A 20161-nucleotide genomic window follows, 5' to 3' on the forward strand; every position below is an offset into this window, starting at 1 on the left:
ACACACCGAACACACTTCCACCACCTCCTCAACCACGAAGGCATCCCACACACCTGGCCCCCCACCTAAAAACACCCCAAAACCCCCCGACACGGTGGGCGGCCACCAACCAAAGACGCCGCCGGAGAATGCGAAACACCGGACCACCGCAGCCACTCGCCCGCCGGACCCGCCCGCCAACAAACACCGATCCCGCGCCGGCCCACTCAAAAACCGAAATCGACGCTTCCCCGTACACCGGCGCAACTACCCTTAACCGCCAAACACCACGGGCGTGTTGACCCCGCAGCCGAAGCAACCACGCCCATCCGACCACCACTCCGACCCGCCGAAGTCCTCCACCACCTGGGCCACCGGCACCGGTGCACCCGTATCTCTCTGCACCGGGTTTCCGCCCTCATTCACGTCGACAAGCCCCGCAGAGGAGATCCGGATGCGAAGTGTGCGCGCGCGATTGGTTGCCGTAGTGGTCGTGAGCACCGGTGTCGTGAGCACTGCTTTGCCCATGACCCCTGCACTGGCCGCGCAGCCCGCCGGGTGCAGCGATCCTTCGGCGCCGCTGACTGTGGAGGAGCAGCGCCTGCCCGAACGGGTGCCCCAGCAGATCCTGCACCGTTCCGGATTCGACTCGGTGGCCTCCGACTTCACGCGGGCTCTGTGCGCTGCCGGCTCCTACGGGCAGGCACAGGAGGTCGTGGCGCGGTGGGGGCATCGGCTGTGGCAGCGGGCGGTTGCGCGGGTGCAGGGCCGCGGTCCGGCCGGCGGGGATCTGAGCCGGGCGGATGACCGGCCCTTGTACTGGGCGCGGCTCGGGATGACGGCGGCGCTGCGCCAATGGCGGCCCGGCTTTGACCTCTCCGGTGCCCAACGCTCGGCGCTGCGCGAGCGGTTGGAGCGAAGCTCCCGCGGCCACGATGCCATCGACTTCCCTGTCGGTGAGGGGAAGGGACTGAAGCGGATGCTGGTCACCGGGTTCGACCCGTTCACGCTGGATGAGGACATTCGGATCAGTAATCCCTCGGGGGCGAGCGCCCTGGCGCTGGACGGCACGGTGATCCGCACCAAGAAGGGTCCCGTCAGGATCGAGACGGCCCTCTTCCCCGTGCGCTGGGCGGATTTCACCGACGGAATGGTCGAGCGGGCCATGCGGCCGCATCTGCCGCAGGTGAACTTGTTCGCCACCATCAGCCAGGGCCGGCCCGGCCGGTTCGACGTCGAGCGCTACAACGGGGCCTGGCGGGGGACCTTTCCCGACAACAACAACATCTCCGCGACCGGGACGGTCCCGGTGTCCGACACCGGGACGCAGCCTCAGTGGACGACCACCACGCTCCCCTTCAAGGACATCGCGTCCGCGCCGACGGGCCGCTTCCCCGTTCAGGACAACACGGCGGTGGTCGAGATTCCGGCGGGCGCGAGTGAGCCGGTGAAGCAGCCCGACGGCCCTACCGAGGGCTCCATCGCGCGTGAAGGGGGCGGCGGGGACTACCTGTCCAACGAGATCGCCTACCGTGCGACGCTGCTGCGCGACAGGCTCGGTCTGGATATTCCGGGTGGCCATGTGCACACCCCTGTTCTCGAGTTCGGCCCGGACAACGCCGACCCGGCAACGGGCACCATCACCGATCCGGAGTTCCTCAAGAATCGGCGGACCATCGTCAGCCAGGTCCGCTCACTTCTCCGAGTCGCGGCCGAGCACTGAGAAAGGCGTCCCGACGGTCGGGACGGCGGGTACAGCCGTGCGTCGCCGGCCCCGTGGCGTGGAGGTCTGCAGGGACATATCGCCTGTCACAATGCTCAGCCTCACGGGCCTGCTCAGCCCGCTTGCTGTGCAGATTGCTCAGTGGCATGCGTCGTGATTGTGCGGCCATCGTCACCCTGCTGTCATATTGATGCAATCTGCTGACTTCGACGCTTCGGACGGGCGGCATGAAGACCACTGACGACATGGCAGGGGCGGCTGCGGCGGCCGGCGATGGTGCTCGGCTAACCGGGGCGCCGGACCTGGAGACGCTTGCGGCGGTCGAGCAGCGTGTGCTGTGGCTGGCGACTTCGGTCATCGACCACGCCAACCGCGTACGCCCGAACCCGTCCGGCCTGAAGGTCGGCGGCCATCAGGCCTCCAGCGCCTCCATGACGTCGATCATGACGGCTCTCTGGTTCCACGAACTGGGGCGCGACGACCGCGTGTCGGTCAAGCCGCACGCCTCGCCCGTCCTGCATGCGGTGAACTATCTGCTGGGTGAGCTGGACGAGTCATATCTGACGACGCTGCGCAGTTACGGCGGCCTGCAAAGCTATCCGAGCCGGGAGAAGGACCCGGACCCGGTCGACTATTCGACGGGTTCGGTCGGCATCGGCGCCACCGCTCCGATCTGGGGTGCGATCGCACGCCGGTATGTGAACGGGCGCTTCGGCGGCGGCACCACGGGGCGGCAGTACTCGCTGCTGGGGGACGCCGAGCTCGATGAGGGCGCCTGCTGGGAGGCGGTGCTCGACCCGGCGGTGGCGGACCTGGGCGAGATCGTGTGGATCGTCGACTTCAACCGGCAGTCGCTGGACCGGGTCGTGCCGAACATCTCGGCGACCCGCCTGCAGGGCATGTTCGACGCGGCCGGATGGCAGGTCCTCACGGTCAAGTACGGGCGTCTGCTGGAGGAGTTGTTCGCACGAACCGGCGGCGATGCCCTGCGCACACGCATCGACGAGATGACGAACCCGGAGTACCAGCGGCTGTTGCGCTGCTCCGCCGGCCAGTTGCGTGAGCGTCTGCCCGGCTCCGGTCCCGGGCGGGAGGCGATCGCGCAGCTGCTGGCCGGGCTCGGTGACGACTCGGTGGTCTCCCTGCTGCGCAATCTCGGCGGGCACGACCTCGGGGCGCTGATCGACGCCTACTCGAGCATCGACGACACCCGGCCCACCGTCGTCTTCGCCTATACCGTCAAGGGGCACGGTCTGCCCACGGCCGGGCACCCGCAGAACCATTCGGCACTGCTGACCGGTGAGCAGATGCAGCAGCTCGCGGCACGCGTGGGCGCCGACGCGGACGCGCCCTGGGCCCGCTTCCCCCGCGGCAGCGCAGCGGCCGAGTTGTGCGAACGCACGGCGGCGAGGCTGCGCCGCCAGGACACGCCCCCGCAGCAACCCCCTGCACTGCCTTCGGACTTCGGACGCACACCCTCCGGGAAGGGCTCGACACAGCAGGCTCTCGGCCGGGCTCTGCTGGATCTGACGCGGGAGGCTCCCGAGGCGGCGGGGCACGTGGTGACGGTCTGCCCGGACGTCGCGTCGACGACGAACCTCGGCGGCTGGCTGAACAAGGTCGGCACCTGGTCCGCGACGCAGCGCCGGGACTGGTTCGACGACGACGCCGAGACCATTCTCCACTGGCGCGAGCAGCCGGGCGGCCAGCACATCGAGCTCGGCATCGCGGAGACGAATCTGGTCGGGCTGCTCGGTGAGCTGGGTGCCACGTGGAGCCGGTGGGGAACGCCGCTGCTGCCGATCGGTGTGGTCTACGACCCGTTCGTGGGCCGCGCCCTGGAGCCGTGGTCGTTCGGGATGTACGCGGGCGGGCAGTCGATTCTCGTGGGTACGCCTTCGGGGGTGAGTCTCGCGCCGGAGGGTGGCGCCCACCAGTCGGTCATCACACCCTCGATCGGCCTGGAGCAGCCGGGCTGCACCTCGTACGAGCCGGCTTTCGCCCTCGACCTGGAGTGGTGCCTGCTGGCGGGGCTGGCCAACCTCGGCAGGGCCGGGGGCAGTTCGACGTACCTGCGGCTGTCCACCCGCCCCGTGGACCAGTCGTTGGCAGCCGTGCCGGCCGACTCCGCTGCGCGGGAGCGGCGGCGCAGGCAGTCCGTGGCAGGCGCTTATCCGCTGCGCCGCCACGCGAATCCCTCGCTGACGATCGCCGCCGCCGGCGTGATGGTCACCGAGGCGGTCGCCGCGGCGGACCGTCTGGAGGAGCTCGGCATCGGCGCGGACGTCGTGTGCGTCACGAGTCCCGACCTGCTCTTCCGTGCTGTGCAGGCGCGGCAGGGCCTGCAGGAGGGCCCGGACTGGATCCTCGGGCAGGCCTTTCCCCGCGAGCGTGCCCGTCCGCTGGTGACCGTTCTCGACGGGCATCCGCACACGCTTGCTTTCCTCGCGGGCGTCAACGGGGTGCCTTCCCGCGCGCTGGGTGTCACCGGCTTCGGGCAGAGCGGCAGTCTCGCCGACGTCCACCGCCACCACGGCATCGACGCCGACGGAATCGTTGCGGCGGCGTTGGACCTGGCCGACTGACGGACGGTGCCGCGCGCCTGCGACGGCGACGGCGACGGCGAGTCATCGGCTCTTCGGCCACCGCAACGACTCCGTCTGGCCTCGGCAGAGCTCGGGAGGGCCCGCCGTCCGGACATGTGAGGAGAGCGAGTTCCGCTTGGCGGTCCTCCCCGGCGCGGCTCCAGGGAGAGGACGTCGAGTTCACCACCGGGGCCTGGCCGCCGGAGGGCAGGCCGAACTGCGGTAGTGCGGGCCGGGGGTTCCACGGCTTCGACGGCTTCTTCCTGCAGGAGCGGGGCACCGCGGCCGTCCGCCGACGGCGCAATGCAACGACCAGCCCGGCCCGCCGGGCCCGAATTCCGGCGGCGGAGCCTGCGCCTCACGAACTCAACCCGGCGGAGCGGGTGTTCGGCGCCACCCCGCCAGGGAACGGGCCGCGTCCAGGGCGAGTGCCCACGGGTAGGTCCTCCGGTCGCCCTCCCCCGGCGGGTCCGGCTCGAAGCCGCCCTCGCCGTACAGCACGTGCACGCCCGCGTTCCGCAGCGTCTCGATGCTGGTGGCGAACTGCGGGTGTGTGGCGTAGGCGCTGTTGACGCACGGCATCATCACCAGCGGCCACCGCTTGCCGACGGCCTCGACCACTCGGCCCGTGACGAAGTTCGTCGTGAGCCCGAGAGCGCTGGAGTTGACGGTGTTGAGCGTCGCCGGTGCCAGGACCGTGACGTCCGCGCCGGGCCACACCTCGCGCTCGTCGAATCTGCGCGGAGTGCTGCGCACCGGGTGTCCGGTCTGCTCCTCGAGTGCGGACAGCTGCCCCTCCATCCATTCGGCGGCCGTGGGCGTCAGGCCGACGCATACGGTCCAGCCGCCGCTCTTCGCACGCCGGACGATCTCGACGAGGTCGACCACCGGCGGCGCGGCGGAGGCCAGGAGGTGCAGCACGGGTGGAGCCATTCGGCCATCCCACCACAGCGGACCGCGCCGAACCTGCTTGCGTGAGGATCCCGTCGCGGCCTTTCGCCCGGGGCAGCGGCCGTCGCATGCGCGGCGGCGCGGCCCCGGAGTGCGACAGCACGCCGACCGCGCCGAAGGAGTTCCGGGGTGATGGTTTCCGCTCCGGGTCCGGTTCTCCGGGGGTTGCCGGGCAGAGCGGTCGCGGTGCCCTTCTGGAGGTAGAGGACGTTCCGCGTCACCCCCGTCACTCCCCGCTGAGCGTTACCGTCGAAAGTGGAGGAAGGGGGACATCATGGCGTCCCGGATGCTTCACGACAGCGCTCTGAACGATCTGCGCAGGAAGTTCACGGGCGAGGTCCTCACGCCCGACGACCCGGCCTACGAGGAGACCCGGCCCGTCTTCAACGCCATGATCGACCGCTCCCCCGCCGTGATCGCTCTGCCCCGCAACGAGGCCGAGGTCGCACGGGCCCTCGCGTACGGCCGAACGGAGGGGCTGCAGATCGCTGTGCGCGGCGGAGGTCACAGCGTCGCGGGGAACTCGATCTCCGACGGGCTCGTGGTGGATCTGCGCCACATGAACAGCGTCACCGTCGACCCCGGTGCCCGCACCGTGCGGGTGGGCGGCGGTGCCACCATGGCGGACCTCGACGGGGCGACTCAGCCCTACGGACTGGCCACGACCGGTGGGCGGGTCTCGACGACCGGTGTCGGCGGGTTCGTCCTCGGCGGAGGCTCGGGCTGGCTGGAGCGGGAGTTCGGCCTGGCCTGCGACAATCTGCTGGCCGTCGAGCTCGTCACCGCAGACGGTGAGCTCGTGCGGGCCACCGGTCACAACAACCGCGAACTCTTCTGGGCGTTGCACGGCGGCGGGGGGAACTTCGGCGTGGCGACGTCCATGACACTGCGGCTGCATCCGCTGCCGGCGCTGACCGCCGCACTGCTGATGTGGCCGGCGGCTGCCGGACCCGAAGTCGTGCGCGCCTACCGGGACTTCATGGAGGCGGCGCCGGATCAGGCAGGAGGAGGGCTGATCTATCTCACGGGTGGCGAGGAACCCCCCGTCCCGGAGGATCTGGTGGGGAAGCTCGCGTGCGCGTCGTTGATCACCTACACGGGCCGGGAGGCGGAGGCCCGTGACGTCATGGCTCCCATGCTCGGCCTCGGGCACACGGGCGAGCTGATCGGGCAGATGCCGTACGCGCAGGTGCAGCGCATGCTGGACGACCCGCCCGGCTACCGCAACTACTGGTCCGCGGAGCATCTCGACGCCTTCCCCGACGAGGCTGTCGACCTCTTCTGCGCGCGGGCTCACGACATGGTGGTGCCCTCGCCGTCGCAGCACGTCCTCTTCCCGCAGGGCGGGGCGGTCGCCCGGGGTGCGGAGCTGTATCCGCTGCCCTGGCGCAGCGCGCCGTGGACGGTGCACCCGTTCGGTCTCTGGGAGGATCCCGCCGACGACGCCAGGGCGAAGGAGTGGGCCCGTGGCCTGCGCGAGGACCTGAGGCCCTGGACAAGCGGCGCCGTCTATCTGAACTTCATCGGCCAGGAGGGCCGGGACCGGGTCGTCGCCGGTTTCGGGCCGGAGAACTACCGGCGGCTGGCGGCGGTCAAGGCGCAGTACGACCCGGAGAACGTCTTCCGGCTCAACCACAACATCACGCCGGCGGCCTGAACGGGCCCGGCCCTCAGGCCCCGGCTGCCCGGTCACAGGGCGGGGGCAGCGGTCACTGCTCGTCGAGGGCCGCGCGGAGCAGCCGGCGGGTACCTTCCTCGACGTGGTCGGCGTAGTAGTCGTAGAGGGCCTGCCGTCCCAGGCGGGCGGCGAGCTCGGCGTCGCCGTCGCGGATCGCCGCCAGGACCTGCCGGTGGTGGGCGATGGAGCGCTCCATCCACACGCTCGTCTCACGTGCGGCCGCGATCTTCCCCTCGATGACCTCCACGACGGCATCGTGCACGGCACGTGCGCACAGCCCGAGCAGCGAATTGTGGCTGGCTTCGGCGACCGCCCGGTGGAAGAGCGCATCGGCCTCGCTGAAGGCGTGCAGACCGGCTTCGTCGGCGCTCAGCGCCTCCATCCGCCGGATCTGCTCCTCCATGCGCTCCAGGTCGCTGTCACTGTGCAACCGCGCCGCGAGCCTGTTGCTCTCGGCTTCGAGCACCATGCGGAACTGCACGAGTTCGCCGAGTGTCGACAGGTGGGAGCGGGCGAGGCGTCCGAGTGTCCGGCTGAGGTTGTCCGGCGTGACACCCAGGACCTCGGCGCCCAGTGGATCTCCCGGGCGGGAGCGCACCAGCCCCGCGGACTGCAGTACGCGCAGGGCTTCGCGGACTGTGGAGCGTCCGACAGCGAACTGACTGACCAGCTCGCGCTCCCCCGGCAGCCGTGATCCGGGCGGCAGGTCGCCGCTGAGGATGCGCTCCTCGATCTGCTCCGCGACGCGTTGGTACGCGCGCACCGGCTCCACCGGGCGGAAGACGGCTCCCTCGGCGGACATGCTTTCCCCTCGTCGTCCCGGTCGGTTGCGGCTGTGCTGCTCACGGAGTCCGGCGCGGCCCGGAAGGACGAGCGCCGGAAGGACGAGCGCCGTCTTCCCCCTTGACCGACGCGTGAGCGTGCTAGGAGAGTACGGGAAATCAACTGGTCTGACCAGTCGCCCTGGTGCTCTGGCCAGCACTCATGGAGGTTGCGCATGCATTCCGGTCCCGGTGCCGGTCCCGACGCAGGTCCCGATTCGGCTCCCGCTGCTCCATCGCTTCCGGTGGTCGACGCGGAGGCCGCTGTCCGTCTCACCCGCGACCTGGTGCGGCTGCGCACCGTGAGCGATGCGGGTGCGCAGGACGTGGAAGGGCCGGCGGTCCGCCTTCTCGCAGCTTTGTTCACCGAGTTCGGCTGGGAGCACGAGGTGACCGAGGTCGCGCCGGGCCGCACGAACCTCGTCGCGTTCGTCGAGGGCGGCGGGGGCGACGGGCCGACGCTGATGTTCGAGGGCCATACCGACGTCGTGACGGAGGGGCGCGAGGAGGACTGGAGCGTCGATCCGTACGGCGGGGAGATCCGCGACGGCAGGCTGTGGGGTCGCGGCTCCGCGGACATGAAGTCCGGTCTGGCGGCGATGATCCACGGCGTGCGGGCCCTGCAGCTTGCCGGCCCGTTCCCCGGACGGATCGTGCTGGGGGTGCTGTGCGACGAGGAGGGGATGATGCTCGGCGCCAAGGCGTTCGCCGCCTCGCCGCACGCCGCCGCCGTGGACGGGGTGATCGTCTGCGAGCCCGAGGGGTACGAGGTGTGCACCTCGGCCCGGGGCGGCATCCGCATCCGCCTCGCTCTCACCGGGGTGATGGCACACGGGGCGATGCCGCAGGAGGCGCGTTCCCCCCTGGTCGCCGGGGCGCGGATCGTCGAGGCGCTGGCCGGTGTCGAGGAGTGGGCGGTGCGGCGCTTCGGCACCCACCCGCACGCCGGCTCGGTGACCGTCACTCCGACCGTGCTGCAGGCGGGAGACCCGGGCCAGCTGAATGTCATCCCGGCACACGGGACGGTCGGCGTCGACGTGCGCACGGTCCCGGGGACGGACCACGAGGAGCTGATCGAAAGGGTGCGGCAGACGGCGGGCGACGCCGCCGGCACCGTGGGCGTGACGGTCGAGCTGACCGTCGTCGACGACCGGCCCGCCATCGAGATCGGCGAAACCCACCCCGTCGTGACGGCGCTGGTGTCCGGGCACCGCGACGAGCACGGCTCCCCGCCGGCCTTCGGGGCGGTCCCCGGCACCACGGACGGGACCGTCCTCACGCGGGACGCCGGGCTGCCGACCGTCGTCTACGGCCCGGGCGGCAAGTGGATCGCGCACCAGAAGGACGAGTACGTCGAGGTGGCGGAGATCGGTGAGTACGCGAGGGTCTACGCGTCGGCGGCCCGGCACTTCCTGACGGCAGGAGCACAAGGGGGCCCGCGGTGAGCCCCTCCCCCGCTCGCCGGCGTCCCGCGCCCGCCGAGGCGTGGACGGAAGCGCTCCCGCGCGGCCTGACCGATTCGCTTCCCGTCGGCGAGGACAGGGTGCCGGCCTCTCTCAGTGAGCCGGTGCGGTTCCCCTACGACGGCAGCGAAGTCGCCCTCGTCCCGGTCGGCGACGAGGCACTGGCGCGGTGGGCGGCCGAGCACGCCGCGGGACTGCGCAGGCAGGTCGGCAAACTGCCCACTCGGGTGCGCCGGCAGGTTCTCATCGGGGTCGCCGCCTCCCTGCGGGAGGTCGCCGACGGCATGGAGGATCTGCTCGTTCTCGAGACGGGCAAGCCCCGCGCGGACTGCCGCACCGAGGTGGTGCGGGCAGTGGCCACCTGGGAGGCCGCGGCCGGCGAGGTCTTCCACGTGCACGGTGAGACGGTGCCGCTCGACGGGCTGCCTTCCGGCGACGGCATGACGGGGTTCTGGACGAGGCGTCCCGTCGGTGTCGTCGTGGGCGTCGCCGGCTTCAACTACCCGATGATGCTCGCCTCGCACAAGATCGCCCCGGCGATCGCCGCGGGCTGCCCCGTCATCGTCAAGCCCGCTCCGGCGACGCCGCTGGCCACACTGTGGCTGGTCCGTCTCGTACGGGAGCAGCTCACGGCAGCGGGCGCACCGGCGGGCGCGGTGCAGCTGGTCACCGGCGACGCCGCGGTGGGGGAAGCCCTGACGACGCATCCGCAGGTGGCGGCTGTCTCCTTCACGGGGTCCGCAGAGATCGGGCACCGTATCGCCCGCCAGGCGGCGCCCCGCAAGGTTGTTCTGGAACTGGGCTCCAACGCGGCACTCGTGGTGGCCGCCGACGCCGACCTCGACGCTGCGGCCGACGCCGTCGTGCGCGGCGGTCTGTACGCCTCGGGCCAGGCGTGCATCTCGGTGCAGCGGGTGATCGCCGTGGAGCAGGTCGCCGCGGAGCTGGAGCGGCGGATCGCGGAGCGGCTGCCGCGCGTCGTCGTGGGTGATCCGCGGGAGGAGGACACGCGTGTCGCGGCACTCATCGACGAGGCCGCCACGGACCGGGTGTGCTCTTGGATCGAACGTGCCCGCACCGCGGGCGCACGGGTGGTGCATGGCGGTGCCCGCAGCGGCCGGTGCATCACACCGACGCTGCTGACCGGCGTGCCCGACGGTGAACCCGCGTGGGACGAGGAGATCTTCGGACCGGTGGTGTGTCTGCGGGCAGTGCCGGACCTGGACACGGCGTACGCGACGGTCAACGCCGGCCGCTACGGGCTGCACGCGGCGGTCTTCACCCGGGACCTGGGCGCGGCGTTCGAGGCCGTGGAGGAACTGGAGACAGGGGGCGTGGTGATCAACGACGTGCCCGGCTACCGCTGCGACATCGCGCCGTACGGCGGTGTGAAGGACTCCGGCACGGGCCGCGAGGGGCCGCGGTTCGCGATCGAGGAGATGACGGTGACGCGCATGGCGGTGTTCCGCCGGTGACCGCGGCACACGGCGGGACGGAGGAGGCTTCAGTGGCGTACGCGGACGTGTTCCGGCTCGACGGCAGGCGGGTGGCGGTGGTCGGCGGAGCCAGCGGCATCGGCAGGGAGTCCGCGCGGGCGCTGGCCGCGCAGGGCGCCGAAGTGCTGGTCGCCGACGTCGACTTGCGGGGCGCCGAGGAGACGGCGCGGCTCGCCGCCGGTGAGCGGCCGGCGCCCGGTTCCCGTACGGGTCCGGTCAGCGTTCACCACCTCGACGTCCTGGATGAGGATGCCGTGCGCAGCGCCGTGGCCGGGTGGGGCGTCCTGGACGGTCTCGTCGTCACTGTGGGCGCCAACGTGCGCAAGCGGATCGCGGACTACACGCTCTGCGAATTCGACCGGGTCGTCGCGCTGAATCTGCGGGCGTACCTGACGCTCGTGCAGTCGGTGGCACCGGCGATGGCCGAGCGCGGCCGGGGCAGTGTGGTGGGTCTGACCTCGATGCGGGCCTTCCAGGTGGAGGCGGGGCAGAGCGTCTACGCGGCCTCGAAGGCGGGGCTGGTTCAGCTGCTGCGCACCGCTGCCGCGGAGTGGGGGCGGCGCGGGGTGCGTTTCAACGCCGTCGCGCCGGGCGTGGTGCGCACTCCGCTGACGGACCAGATCGCCGCCGATCCCGACTGGTACGACGCCTATGCGCAGGCGTCGGCGCTCGGACGGTGGGCGGGGCCGGAGGAGATCGCGGGCGCCGTGACGTATCTCGTCTCGGACGCCTCGACGTACGTCACGGGCAGCGTCCTGGCCGTGGACGGCGGCTGGACCGCGGTGGACGGCCGCTACGAACCGTCCGTGTGACGGGTTCCGGCGGCGGCCCGCGGCCCGCGCGAGCGAGCACAGCACAGAGCGCCACAGAAGGAGAGATATGCCCGACAGCCTCTCAGACGCGGATCAGGAAGGCGGGGGCCGGCAGGCCCGGCTGCCCTTCCGTGCCCTGCCCGCCTCCGACAGGCGCCGCCGCCGTTCGCTGTGGCTGCTGGTCGTGCCGGGGGTGCTGTACTGCGCGGCGCCCGTCTTTGCCAACAGCATCGAACCGCGCATCCTCGGGGTGCCGTTCCTGCTGGCGTGGATCATCATGGCGTCCCTCGTGAGCCCTCTGATCATCTGGCTCGCGGCCCGTCTCGACCCGGCGTACCGGGCGGACGCGCTGGAGCCGATACCCGCGGACGACGCCGACGACGTCCCCGGCGGAGCCGCAGAGGCGGCCGGGGAACGCGGAACGGCCGGAGGTGCGGCATGAGTTCGTCCGCGGCGACAGCGACGACGATCTTCGGGCTGGCGATGGTGGCGACGATCGTGGTGGGGCTGCTCAGTGCACGCGGCCGCGACAAGGGCCTGGCGGAGTGGTCGGTCTCCAGCCGCGGTCTGGGCGTGCTGTTCATCTGGCTGCTGATGGCCGGGGAGACCTACACGAGCTTCTCCTTCCTGGGCACGGCCGGCTGGTCCTTCTCCATGGGTGTGCCGATCCTGTACCTGGTGGCGTACCTGACGACGGGCTTCGCCGTGGCGTACGTGGTGGGTCCCGCCCTGTGGACCTATGCGAGCCGTCACCGGCTGATCTCGATTGCCGACATGGCCGAACACCGCTTCCGTTCCCGGCCGTTGGGGATGCTCGTCGCGGTGGTCGCGACCGTCTTCATCGTCCCCTACATCCAGGTGCAGATTCAGGGCATGGGGGTCGTGGTCAACGCCATGACGTACGGGAGCGTCGATCTGCGGGTGGCGGCGGTCATCTCGTTCGTCGTCGCCGAGGTGTTCATCCTGATCTCCGGTCTGCGCGGCTCGGCGTGGGTCAGCGCCCTCAAGGACGTCCTGGTGATCGCCGTGGTGGTCTTCCTCGCGGTCTACGTGCCCGTCCATTTCGTCGACGGACTGGGCGACTTGATGCACCGGATGGTGACGGAGAAGCCGGAGTGGCTGACCTTCCCCGGCCACGAGTCGGGCGGCCTCGACGGTACGTGGTTCGTGACGACCCTTCTGCTGAACGCCGTGACCATCACGATCTTCCCGACGACGGTTGCCGGCTATCTGAGTGCCAGGTCGCCGAATGCCCTGCGGCGCAACGCCGTTCTGCTGCCCTGGTACCAACTGCTGCTGTTCATCCCGATGATGGTCGGCGCGACTGCGCTGTTCGTGGTGCCCAATCTCGAGAACCCGGATCTGGCTCTGTTCTCCCTCGTCACCGAGGCGCTGCCTGCTCCCCTGGTCGCGGTCATCGGTGTGGCAGGGGCGCTCTCGGCGATCGTGCCGATGAGTGTGTTCATGCTGGCCATCGGCACGTTGTGGGGCCGCACCCTGCTGGGCGGCGGCAACGGTGCCGACCCGCGCAGCCGCCGCAGCGGCTCGGCACCGGCCGACGACATCCGCACGAAACGGCTCTCACAGCTGGTGTGTCTCCTGGCCGGGCTGCTGGCGCTGGCGGGAGCGCTGTTCTTCCCCAACACGCTCGTCCAGCTGTCCGTTCTCTCCTACGAGGGGCTGGCGCAGCTGGTTCCCGCCGTACTGCTGGCGCTGTACTGGCGCCGCATGCCGGCCTCCGCGGCGGCCGCCGGGATGCTGGTGGGCCTGACGGTGATGACGCTGCTGTGGGCCACCGGCAACGACCCGCTGAACGGCATCAACGGAGGCATCATCGCTCTGGCGGCGAACCTCGCCGTGACGGGCGCCGTCACCGCGCTGCGTCCCTCCGCGGGCGGGCCGCCCGCGGGCCGTCGGGAGCCGGCGCCCTCAACAGCCGCAGACGCGGCGCCCGTTGCGGGGGAGGTCACGTGACCGCGGTGCTCGACGAGCTGCGTCCCGTGCTCTACCGCGCCGCCCGCGTGGTCAGCCAGCAGGCGCACGGGGGCCCCGAACCGGAGGCGCTCGCCGTCGCCGGCGGGCGGATCACCGCCACGGGCACGGTCTCGCAGCTGCGGGAGCGCTTCCCCGGCGCCGAGGAGGTCGACTTCGGCGACGCGGCGCTCGTGCCCGGCTTCAACGACGCGCACATCCATCTCGCCATCGCCGCCGAGGACTTGCTGCATCTCGACCTGTCGGCCGCAGCCGTCTGCGGCGTCGAGGGTCTTCTCGGCCAGGTACGGGCAGAGGCGGCGCGGGCGGCTCCCGGGGACTGGATTCGCGGAAGCCGCTACGACGACACGAAGACCGGACCTCTCACCCGCTGGGACCTGGACCGGGCGGCGCCGGGCCACCCCGTGCTCGTCGTGCAGGTCGCGGGCCACTGGGGAGTGGCCAACTCCGCGGCGCTGCGCGCCCTGCACATCGACGAGGACTCCGTCCCGCCGGACGGCGGCGACTTCGGACGGGACGCGGACGGACGTCTCAACGGACGGCTCGTCGAGCGGGCCCTGATGAACGTCGTCTACCCCGCCACCGCCCGCGGCGGCGCCTCACCGCTGCGGCCCAGCTCACCGCAGGAGAAACTGCGCGGCCTCGCACGCGCGCAGCGGCAGTGGCACGCGGCCGGGCTGACATCGGTGTGCGACGCCCTGATCGCCCCGGAGGACATCGCTCTGCTGCGGCAGGCCCGTGCCCGTGGCGAACTGACCCTGCGCGTGGGCATGTTGCTTTCCATCGACCACTACGCGGCAGCGCAGGCCCTGGGTGTCGGCAGCGGCTTCGGCGACGACGTGCTGCGGCTCGTCGGCGTGAAGGCCTTCACGGACGGTGCGATCGGCGGACGTACCTGCCTGCTGGCAGTGCCCTACGCGGACTCGGACGACCACGGTCTGCAGACGACACCGACAGGGGAGCTGTTCTCGCAGGTCCGCACCGTGCACCGCGACGGCAGCCGCATCGGTGTGCACGCGAACGGGGACGCGGCGGTCCGTCTCGTCCTCGACGCGTTCGAAGCGGCGCAGCGGGAGATGCCCCGGCCCGGACTGCGGCACCGCATCGAACACTGCAGCATCGTCGACGCGGAGATCCTGACGCGGATGCGTGAACTCGCAGCGGTCGCCGTGCCGTTCGCGGGTTACGCGGCATACCACGGGGGTGCGCTCAACCGCTGGTACGGCCCGGACCGCGCCGAGCGGATGTTCGCACACCGATCCTTCCTGGACGCCGGCGTCACGGTGGCGGGCTCGTCGGACTACCCGTGCGGTCCCTACCAGCCGCTGCTCGGAATCCAGTCGATGGTCACCCGCGAAGGCATCGACGACGGGGTGGCGGTCGGCGCCACGCAGCGGATCAGCGTGGAGGAGGCGCTGGCGGTCTTCACACTCGGTTCGGCCGAGGCCGAGGGCACCGCCGGCCGGAAAGGGCGGCTGGAGGCCGGATACCTTGCGGACTTCACCGTCCTCGGCGAGGACCTGCTCACCGCGGAGCCCCACGGCATCGCGTCGGTGCCGGTCGGGGCCACCTATGTGGGGGGTGAGTGCGTCCACGGGGCATGAGCTCGTGCGCAGTGTCCGCGGTACGGGACCGGCTGGAAGGGCCGGGCGGCCCGAAAGGGGCGCCCGGCCCTGCTGCTCCCCCGCCGGCCCTTCCTCACTGGGTGCGCGGCTGGAGCGGCGGGTCGCCGCAGCGTGACGGCTCCAGACGGTCGGCGAGGGTTCGCAGCGTCCGTGCGAGCGTCTGCCGCGACCGGTGCGTCTTCGGCGGCTTCTCCTCGTCGGGGACGACTGGTGCATCGGGCAGCGCGGAGTGTGCGAGGTGCCGGGTGGCGTCTGTGACGAGGGGACCTTCGATCGGAAACATTTCCTCTCCTTTCGGATGAGCAGTGCGGTTCGGCCGGGTGGGCCGATCTGTTCGCGTACATGGAGGAAAGGTCTGGGCAGGGCCTGGGCCAGGCCTGGGCAGGGCCAGGTGACCCCGTTCTCGTGCGAATCGGGATCTCTCCGGGACCGGTGCGGGCCGGGGATCGGTGTCGGCTGAGGATCGTGGTGGGCTGAGGGCCGGGGTCGTCCGGGTCAGTGGGGTGCGGGGCCGGTGGTGGCGCGTACGACCAGTTCGGTGGGGAGCTTGATGCGGGGCACCTTTTTCTCCTCCCGCGGTTCGAGCAGCAGCCGCCCGGCGATGCGGCCCTTCTCCGCCATGGGCTGGCGCACCGTCGTCAGCCGGGCCCGCTCCGCCTCGGGGACGTCGTCGAAGCCGGCGACGGAGATGTCGCGCCCCACGACGAGCCCTCGCTGCTCGCAGGCGTCGAGCACCCCGAGCGCGAGTACGTCGCCGATCGCGAGGACGGCGGTGGGCCGCTCGGCGACATCGAGGAAGTGGGAGGCCGCGGAAGCCGCAGCGGAGCGCGAGTTGCGGCCCGCCGCCACGACGCGGACACTCCGCCAGTCGACTCCCACCTCCTCCAGGGCGTCGCGGTAGCCGGCGAGACGGCCGCGCAAGTCACCGCAGTCGGAAGCCAGTTGTTCCTCCACGGTCGCGGGGCCAGAGGTGCCCGGCGCGACGACCTGATCGACCATCACCGCGATCCGCCGGTGGCCGAGCCGGACGATGTGCTCGGCGGCGAGCCGCGCGGAAGCCCGTTCGTCGATGCCTACGAACGGGATCGAGGGATCGTCCCTCTCGTCGGTGGTCACCATCGGCAGGCCCCGTGCCCGGATCAGTGCCTTTGCGGGGTGGCCCACGGGCACGCAGTACAGACAGAAACCGTCGACCACCGCGTTGCGCACGGCTGTTTCCGGATCGTCGGTGCCGGGCGGCACCGGAGCATCCCTGTCGGCCGTTTCCGGGCCGTAGGCACGGGGCGGCATGGGGATGAGGAGCAGGCCGGTACCGGAGGCCTCCGCTACCTCGGCGACGCCTTGCAGGAAGCCGACCGAGTACGGGTCGGCGAAAGCGTAGGAGAGGGTCTCCGTGAAGAGCAGCCCGATCGCTCCGGCCCTTCCCCGCCGCAGTGAACGTGCGGTCGCATCCGGACCGGGATAGCCCAGGCGCCGGGCGGCGTCGAAGATCCGCTCGCGCAGGTCCTTGTTGAGCTGGTCGGGACGTCCGTAGGCGTTGGAGACGGTCGTCCGCGACACCCCGACCTCGTCCGCCACGGTCTGCAGCGTGGCCCGCTTTCCCCGTGACTCCATCGCCCCCACCTGCCCGCCCACCGTTCTTCTGTATCGATTAAGTCTGTATCGATACAGTAGCGCGGCGCGTCAGCGGCTGTCCAACTGTTTTTCTGCGGGAGGTCTCGGGTTCAGGCCGCTTCGACGGCCTGCTTGATGCGGCGGCCGAAGTCGTCCGCGTCCTTGCGCGCGGCGTTCAGCGCGACCCCGGCGATCATCTTGCCGACGCCGTGGCCGGTCAGCGAGTTGAAGAGCCGCACACGCGTCCTGGATTCCCCTGCCGGCTCGAGGTCGTAGCCGCCCTCCTCCGCGGTCACCAGGTTCTCCGAGGTCTCCGTCCAGCGGATCCTGGTGGGCGCTTCGAACTCTGTGATGCGGAACTCCCGGCGGGTGCGCACCCCACCGTCCTTGACGGTGCTCCTGTAGACGGTCCCCACTCCGGTCGGCCCGTCCGTCACCTTGGCCATCTCCAGCACCCTGGGGCTGAACTCGGGGTCGTTCTCACCGTCGGCGAGATAGGCGAAGACCTCCTCGATGGGGCGATCGACCTCCGTGGTCACCTCGAACTGTCCGGCCATCGTCTCTCCCCTGCCTCTGATCGCTCCCTCGCGGACCACGCAGTTCAGGGCTGCTTGCGGGCCTGCTTGCCGGCCTTGCTCGCAGCGTCCCGTTCGGAGCTGGCGCTCGCGGTGCTCAGCGAACCGCCGGCGCTCTCCAGGTGAGCGCGGACGAACCACTGGAAGAGTTCGAGGCTGCGCAGCTGCTCGATGAGCATGTCCTGGGTGATCAGATCGCTCTCTCGGGTGGCGCGTACCGCCGCCCGGTGGTCCTCGATGACCCCGCTGTAGACGAGGTCCAGGGCTCCGAGATGCTCGATGGCTTCGGCGCGGCCGATGGCGTAGTCCTGCCAGTGCCGCTCCGCAACGAGAACGCCCGGGGTGCCGTGCGGCGAACCGCCGAGGGTGGAGATCCGCTCCGCCGTCGTGTCGGTCATCTCCCGTACGGAGTTCACCTGCGGGTCCAGCATTTCGTGCACCGCGATGAAGTGCGGGCCCACCACGTTCCAGTGGACGTGCTTGAGGGTCAGGGCGAGATCGTTGAGAGCGTGCAGACGCATGGTCAGCAGCCGGATGACGTCTGCGCCCTCCTGCTGGGACATGCCGGGGACCGTATAGTTCGGTTCGGGTGCGCTCCTTGGCACGGCTGACTCCCTCTCGGCATGGACGGTCCGCCACGGTCCGGCGGCTTCTCCCCATGCCAACACCGCTGCCGCCCTCCCGCGCGCCGGGAGCGGCGCGGGGTCCGCCATTCGGTACGCGTGAGGCCCCGGCCGCCCGCGCGCACCTGCGCCTTGTCACCTGCCGCCGGAGCACCGGTCAGGCGGGCGGCGCCGAGACGCCGCGTACAAGCCGGCTGAGCCGCTGCTCGGCGGGCGGCGCCAGGTCGGCCTGGTCCAGAGCGGTGAGCGCGGCCGCGGTGAGCTGGCCGATGCGGGCCTCGACGGCGGCAACGGCACCCAGGCCGGTCAGCAGCTCCCGGATCCGCTGGAGCTCGCCGGCGTCCAGCTCCCGGTTGCCGAGCGCGGCACGCAACTGCTGCTCGGCCTCGTGCCTGCCGTGGGCGCGGGCCCGCTGCAGCGCGATGGCCACCAGATACGTGGAGGCACCGTCCCGGATGTCGTCGCCCGCCGGCTTTCCCGTACGGGCGGGCCCTCCGAAGACACCGAGGAGGTCGTCGCGCAGCTGGAAGGCGACACCGGCGCTGCGCCCGGCCCGGCGCAGCGCCGCGATGAGGTCGGGGTCGGCCCCCGCCATGGCCGCGCCCAGGTGAAGGGGCCGCTCGACGGTGTAGAGGCCGCTTTTGAGGTAGGCGACCCGCAGCGACTCCTCGGGCGAGTCGACGCCGGTGCCCTGCCCGTACAGGTCCAGGTACTGGCCGGCGATCGTCTCGGTGCGCATGGCCTGCCAGGCGGGACCGACGGCCCGTCTGGCCCTGCTGTCGAGCCCGGCGGTCTCGAACAGGTCGTCCGCCCACACCAGGGCGAGGTCCCCGGCGAGGATGGCGGCGGAGGCACCGAATGCGTCGGGGTTGCCGCGCAGGCCCGCCGCCCGGTGCTGGTTGGCGAAGGCGACGTGGGCGGCGGGCGCTCCCCGCCGCAGCAGCGACCCGTCCATCAGGTCGTCGTGGATGAGCGCACAGACCTGGATCAGTTCGAGAGCGGTGGCGACCTTGAGGACGGCTTCGGCGCCGGCTCCGTGCGCCGCGCCGCCCGCGCCCCGCCAGCCCCACCACAGGAACGCGGGGCGGGTGCGTCTGCCGCCGCGGAGGACGACGTCGGCGAGCAGGTCGATGACGTCCTCGGCGAACCGGTCGCTGCTGCGGGCGGCCTCCTCGCGGCGCACCGCGATGTGCCGGGTCAGCAGGGCCTCGATCACGGCCGCCGTGTCCTGGTCGGGGTCGAGGCCGAGCGTACGGACGTCCCGGACGTCCTGGTTCCCCTCGCGCACACGGGCGCTCGGCCGACGCTGCATGGCGGCTCCTTCCCGGAAGGTCGGCCCGGCAGCGCAGGCACGCCGTTCGCGCTCACGGACGGTCAAGGAAGATGTACGAGGAGTTTTTCAGCCCTGCTGCCGGGGTGCACGTCCGCACCGTGCGCCTGCCGGACCGCCGTCCGTGGACGCGCGCCCCGTACGGGTCGCCGCCGCTGATGCAGTCGGAGGCATTCACCGCAGCTGGGAGGGCACCCGCCCATTGAAAGGGACGAAAGGTGTGAAAGGCGGCATACATCCATGTCGACGGACGGAAGGACCGCGGGGCGCGGCCGGTCTCGCTGGATGACTCACGGGAGCGCGGCGTTCGGCAGGGTCCGTCGCAAGCTCGCCGAAGGGACGCGCGCCGTCGCGTGTACGGAGCCCCTCCTCCCGTCGGCTTCGGGCTCCGCCACCACTTCCGGTCGGGGCGGCACAAGGCCGCGGGCCGGTTCCACGGGGACTCCGCGCGGACGTGCAGGCATCGGCGGCAGAGGGGGTTGCGACTCATGAGCGACATGAAGCAGCAGGACCAGCACGAGGCGCTCTTCGCCGACTTCGCCAGGGCCGTGAACATTCCCGCGGGCCAACTCGAGCAGTGGCTGGATACGGAGCGGTCCCGCAACGTGGGCCGGCACAAGGGCCAGCGCGAGAGTCACGGTCACGCCGTGGGCCGGCGCATAGTGCGGCTCCTGCGCACGCCCAGGGCGGACTTCACCGCGGACGACCTCATCCACATGCGCAGAGCGATCCATCACATCGACCGGCAGCTCAGGCACCGTCCGCGCGGCGACATCAGTGACACGGACTGGCGCTACGCGCTCATGAACTGGGGACACGACCCGCAGCGCTGACGACCCGGGACGGCCGTGCGCGGCGCCCCGGCCGCCCTTCCCGGGATGCTGCGGGGCCGGG

17 protein-coding genes are annotated in these 20161 nt (G+C 71.4%); 10 read left to right on the forward strand and 7 right to left on the reverse strand.

Going from position 1 to position 20161, the window contains the following annotated elements:
* Positions 1–505 precede the first annotated feature (505 nt).
* Together H180DRAFT_RS27925 and H180DRAFT_RS27930 are read left to right on the forward strand one after the other, a co-directional pair.
* A complete protein-coding gene (locus H180DRAFT_RS27925) occupies positions 506–1702 on the forward strand; it encodes a hypothetical protein (protein WP_055488947.1) in 1197 nt (398 codons plus the stop codon).
* A 227-nt stretch (positions 1703–1929) separates the two neighbouring features.
* Positions 1930–4287, forward strand: coding sequence for a transketolase-like TK C-terminal-containing protein (locus tag H180DRAFT_RS27930; RefSeq protein WP_079100467.1), 2358 nt, complete (start codon positions 1930–1932; stop codon positions 4285–4287).
* Between the two features lie 366 nt (positions 4288–4653).
* Here H180DRAFT_RS27930 and H180DRAFT_RS27935 read toward each other — a convergent pair whose 3' ends face one another.
* Positions 4654–5220, reverse strand: a complete 567-nt coding sequence (locus tag H180DRAFT_RS27935) for a flavoprotein (RefSeq protein WP_055488949.1) — start codon at positions 5218–5220, stop codon at positions 4654–4656.
* Between the two features lie 292 nt (positions 5221–5512).
* Here H180DRAFT_RS27935 and H180DRAFT_RS27940 point away from each other — a divergent pair, with 292 nt between their 5' ends.
* Positions 5513–6895: an FAD-binding oxidoreductase gene (locus H180DRAFT_RS27940; RefSeq protein ID WP_055488950.1), complete on the forward strand. Its 1383-nt coding sequence runs from the start codon at positions 5513–5515 to the stop codon at positions 6893–6895.
* Between the two features lie 52 nt (positions 6896–6947).
* Here H180DRAFT_RS27940 and H180DRAFT_RS27945 read toward each other — a convergent pair whose 3' ends face one another.
* The gene (locus tag H180DRAFT_RS27945; RefSeq protein WP_055488951.1) at positions 6948–7718 is read right to left on the reverse strand and encodes a FadR/GntR family transcriptional regulator; all 771 of its coding nucleotides are present in this window, start codon (positions 7716–7718) and stop codon (positions 6948–6950) included.
* A gap of 195 nt (positions 7719–7913) precedes the next feature.
* Between H180DRAFT_RS27945 and H180DRAFT_RS27950 the strand changes: the two genes are divergently transcribed.
* The 6 genes from H180DRAFT_RS27950 (at position 7914) to H180DRAFT_RS27975 (ending at position 15104) form a co-directional block, all read left to right on the forward strand.
* On the forward strand, positions 7914–9182 hold the full coding sequence (locus tag H180DRAFT_RS27950; RefSeq protein ID WP_055488952.1) for a M20 family metallopeptidase: 1269 nt from the start codon (positions 7914–7916) through the stop codon (positions 9180–9182).
* On the forward strand, positions 9179–10675 hold the full coding sequence (locus tag H180DRAFT_RS27955; RefSeq protein WP_254666219.1) for an aldehyde dehydrogenase family protein: 1497 nt from the start codon (positions 9179–9181) through the stop codon (positions 10673–10675). Before H180DRAFT_RS27950 ends, H180DRAFT_RS27955 begins: the two co-directional genes overlap by 4 nt.
* A gap of 32 nt (positions 10676–10707) precedes the next feature.
* A complete protein-coding gene (locus H180DRAFT_RS27960) occupies positions 10708–11508 on the forward strand; it encodes an SDR family NAD(P)-dependent oxidoreductase (protein WP_055488999.1) in 801 nt (266 codons plus the stop codon).
* A 67-nt stretch (positions 11509–11575) separates the two neighbouring features.
* The gene (locus H180DRAFT_RS27965) at positions 11576–11950 is read left to right on the forward strand and encodes a DUF3311 domain-containing protein (protein WP_074467046.1); all 375 of its coding nucleotides are present in this window, start codon (positions 11576–11578) and stop codon (positions 11948–11950) included.
* Positions 11947–13482, forward strand: coding sequence for a sodium:solute symporter family protein (locus H180DRAFT_RS27970; RefSeq protein WP_055488953.1), 1536 nt, complete (start codon positions 11947–11949; stop codon positions 13480–13482). Before H180DRAFT_RS27965 ends, H180DRAFT_RS27970 begins: the two co-directional genes overlap by 4 nt.
* A complete protein-coding gene (locus tag H180DRAFT_RS27975; protein WP_107097796.1) occupies positions 13479–15104 on the forward strand; it encodes an amidohydrolase in 1626 nt (541 codons plus the stop codon). The genes H180DRAFT_RS27970 and H180DRAFT_RS27975 overlap by 4 nt, the downstream gene beginning before the upstream one ends.
* A 94-nt stretch (positions 15105–15198) precedes the next feature.
* On the opposite strand, the gene H180DRAFT_RS27980 is transcribed toward H180DRAFT_RS27975, so the two are convergent.
* The 5 genes from H180DRAFT_RS27980 to H180DRAFT_RS28000 all read right to left on the reverse strand — a co-directional run bounded on the left by H180DRAFT_RS27980 (position 15199) and on the right by H180DRAFT_RS28000 (position 19249).
* Complete coding sequence (locus H180DRAFT_RS27980; protein WP_055488954.1) at positions 15199–15408, reverse strand: hypothetical protein; 210 nt, start codon at positions 15406–15408, stop codon at positions 15199–15201.
* A 212-nt stretch (positions 15409–15620) separates the two neighbouring features.
* Entirely contained in the window at positions 15621–16739 is a 1119-nt protein-coding gene (locus H180DRAFT_RS27985) for a LacI family DNA-binding transcriptional regulator (RefSeq protein ID WP_055488955.1), read from the reverse strand.
* Positions 16740–16849: 110 nt separating this feature from the next.
* Entirely contained in the window at positions 16850–17296 is a 447-nt protein-coding gene (locus H180DRAFT_RS27990) for an SRPBCC family protein (RefSeq protein WP_055488956.1), read from the reverse strand.
* Positions 17297–17340: 44 nt separating this feature from the next.
* Positions 17341–17877, reverse strand: a complete 537-nt coding sequence (locus tag H180DRAFT_RS27995; RefSeq protein ID WP_055488957.1) for a Dps family protein — start codon at positions 17875–17877, stop codon at positions 17341–17343.
* Between the two features lie 217 nt (positions 17878–18094).
* Entirely contained in the window at positions 18095–19249 is a 1155-nt protein-coding gene (locus H180DRAFT_RS28000) for a polyprenyl synthetase family protein (RefSeq protein ID WP_079100468.1), read from the reverse strand.
* Positions 19250–19755: 506 nt separating this feature from the next.
* Here H180DRAFT_RS28000 and H180DRAFT_RS28005 point away from each other — a divergent pair.
* Complete coding sequence (locus H180DRAFT_RS28005) at positions 19756–20100, forward strand: DUF3140 domain-containing protein (protein ID WP_055488958.1); 345 nt, start codon at positions 19756–19758, stop codon at positions 20098–20100.
* The last annotated feature ends 61 nt before the right edge of the window (positions 20101–20161 follow it).

The sequence above is a fragment of the Streptomyces sp. WMMB 322 genome, from assembly GCF_900090145.1.
GTDB lineage: Bacteria > Actinomycetota > Actinomycetes > Streptomycetales > Streptomycetaceae > Streptomyces.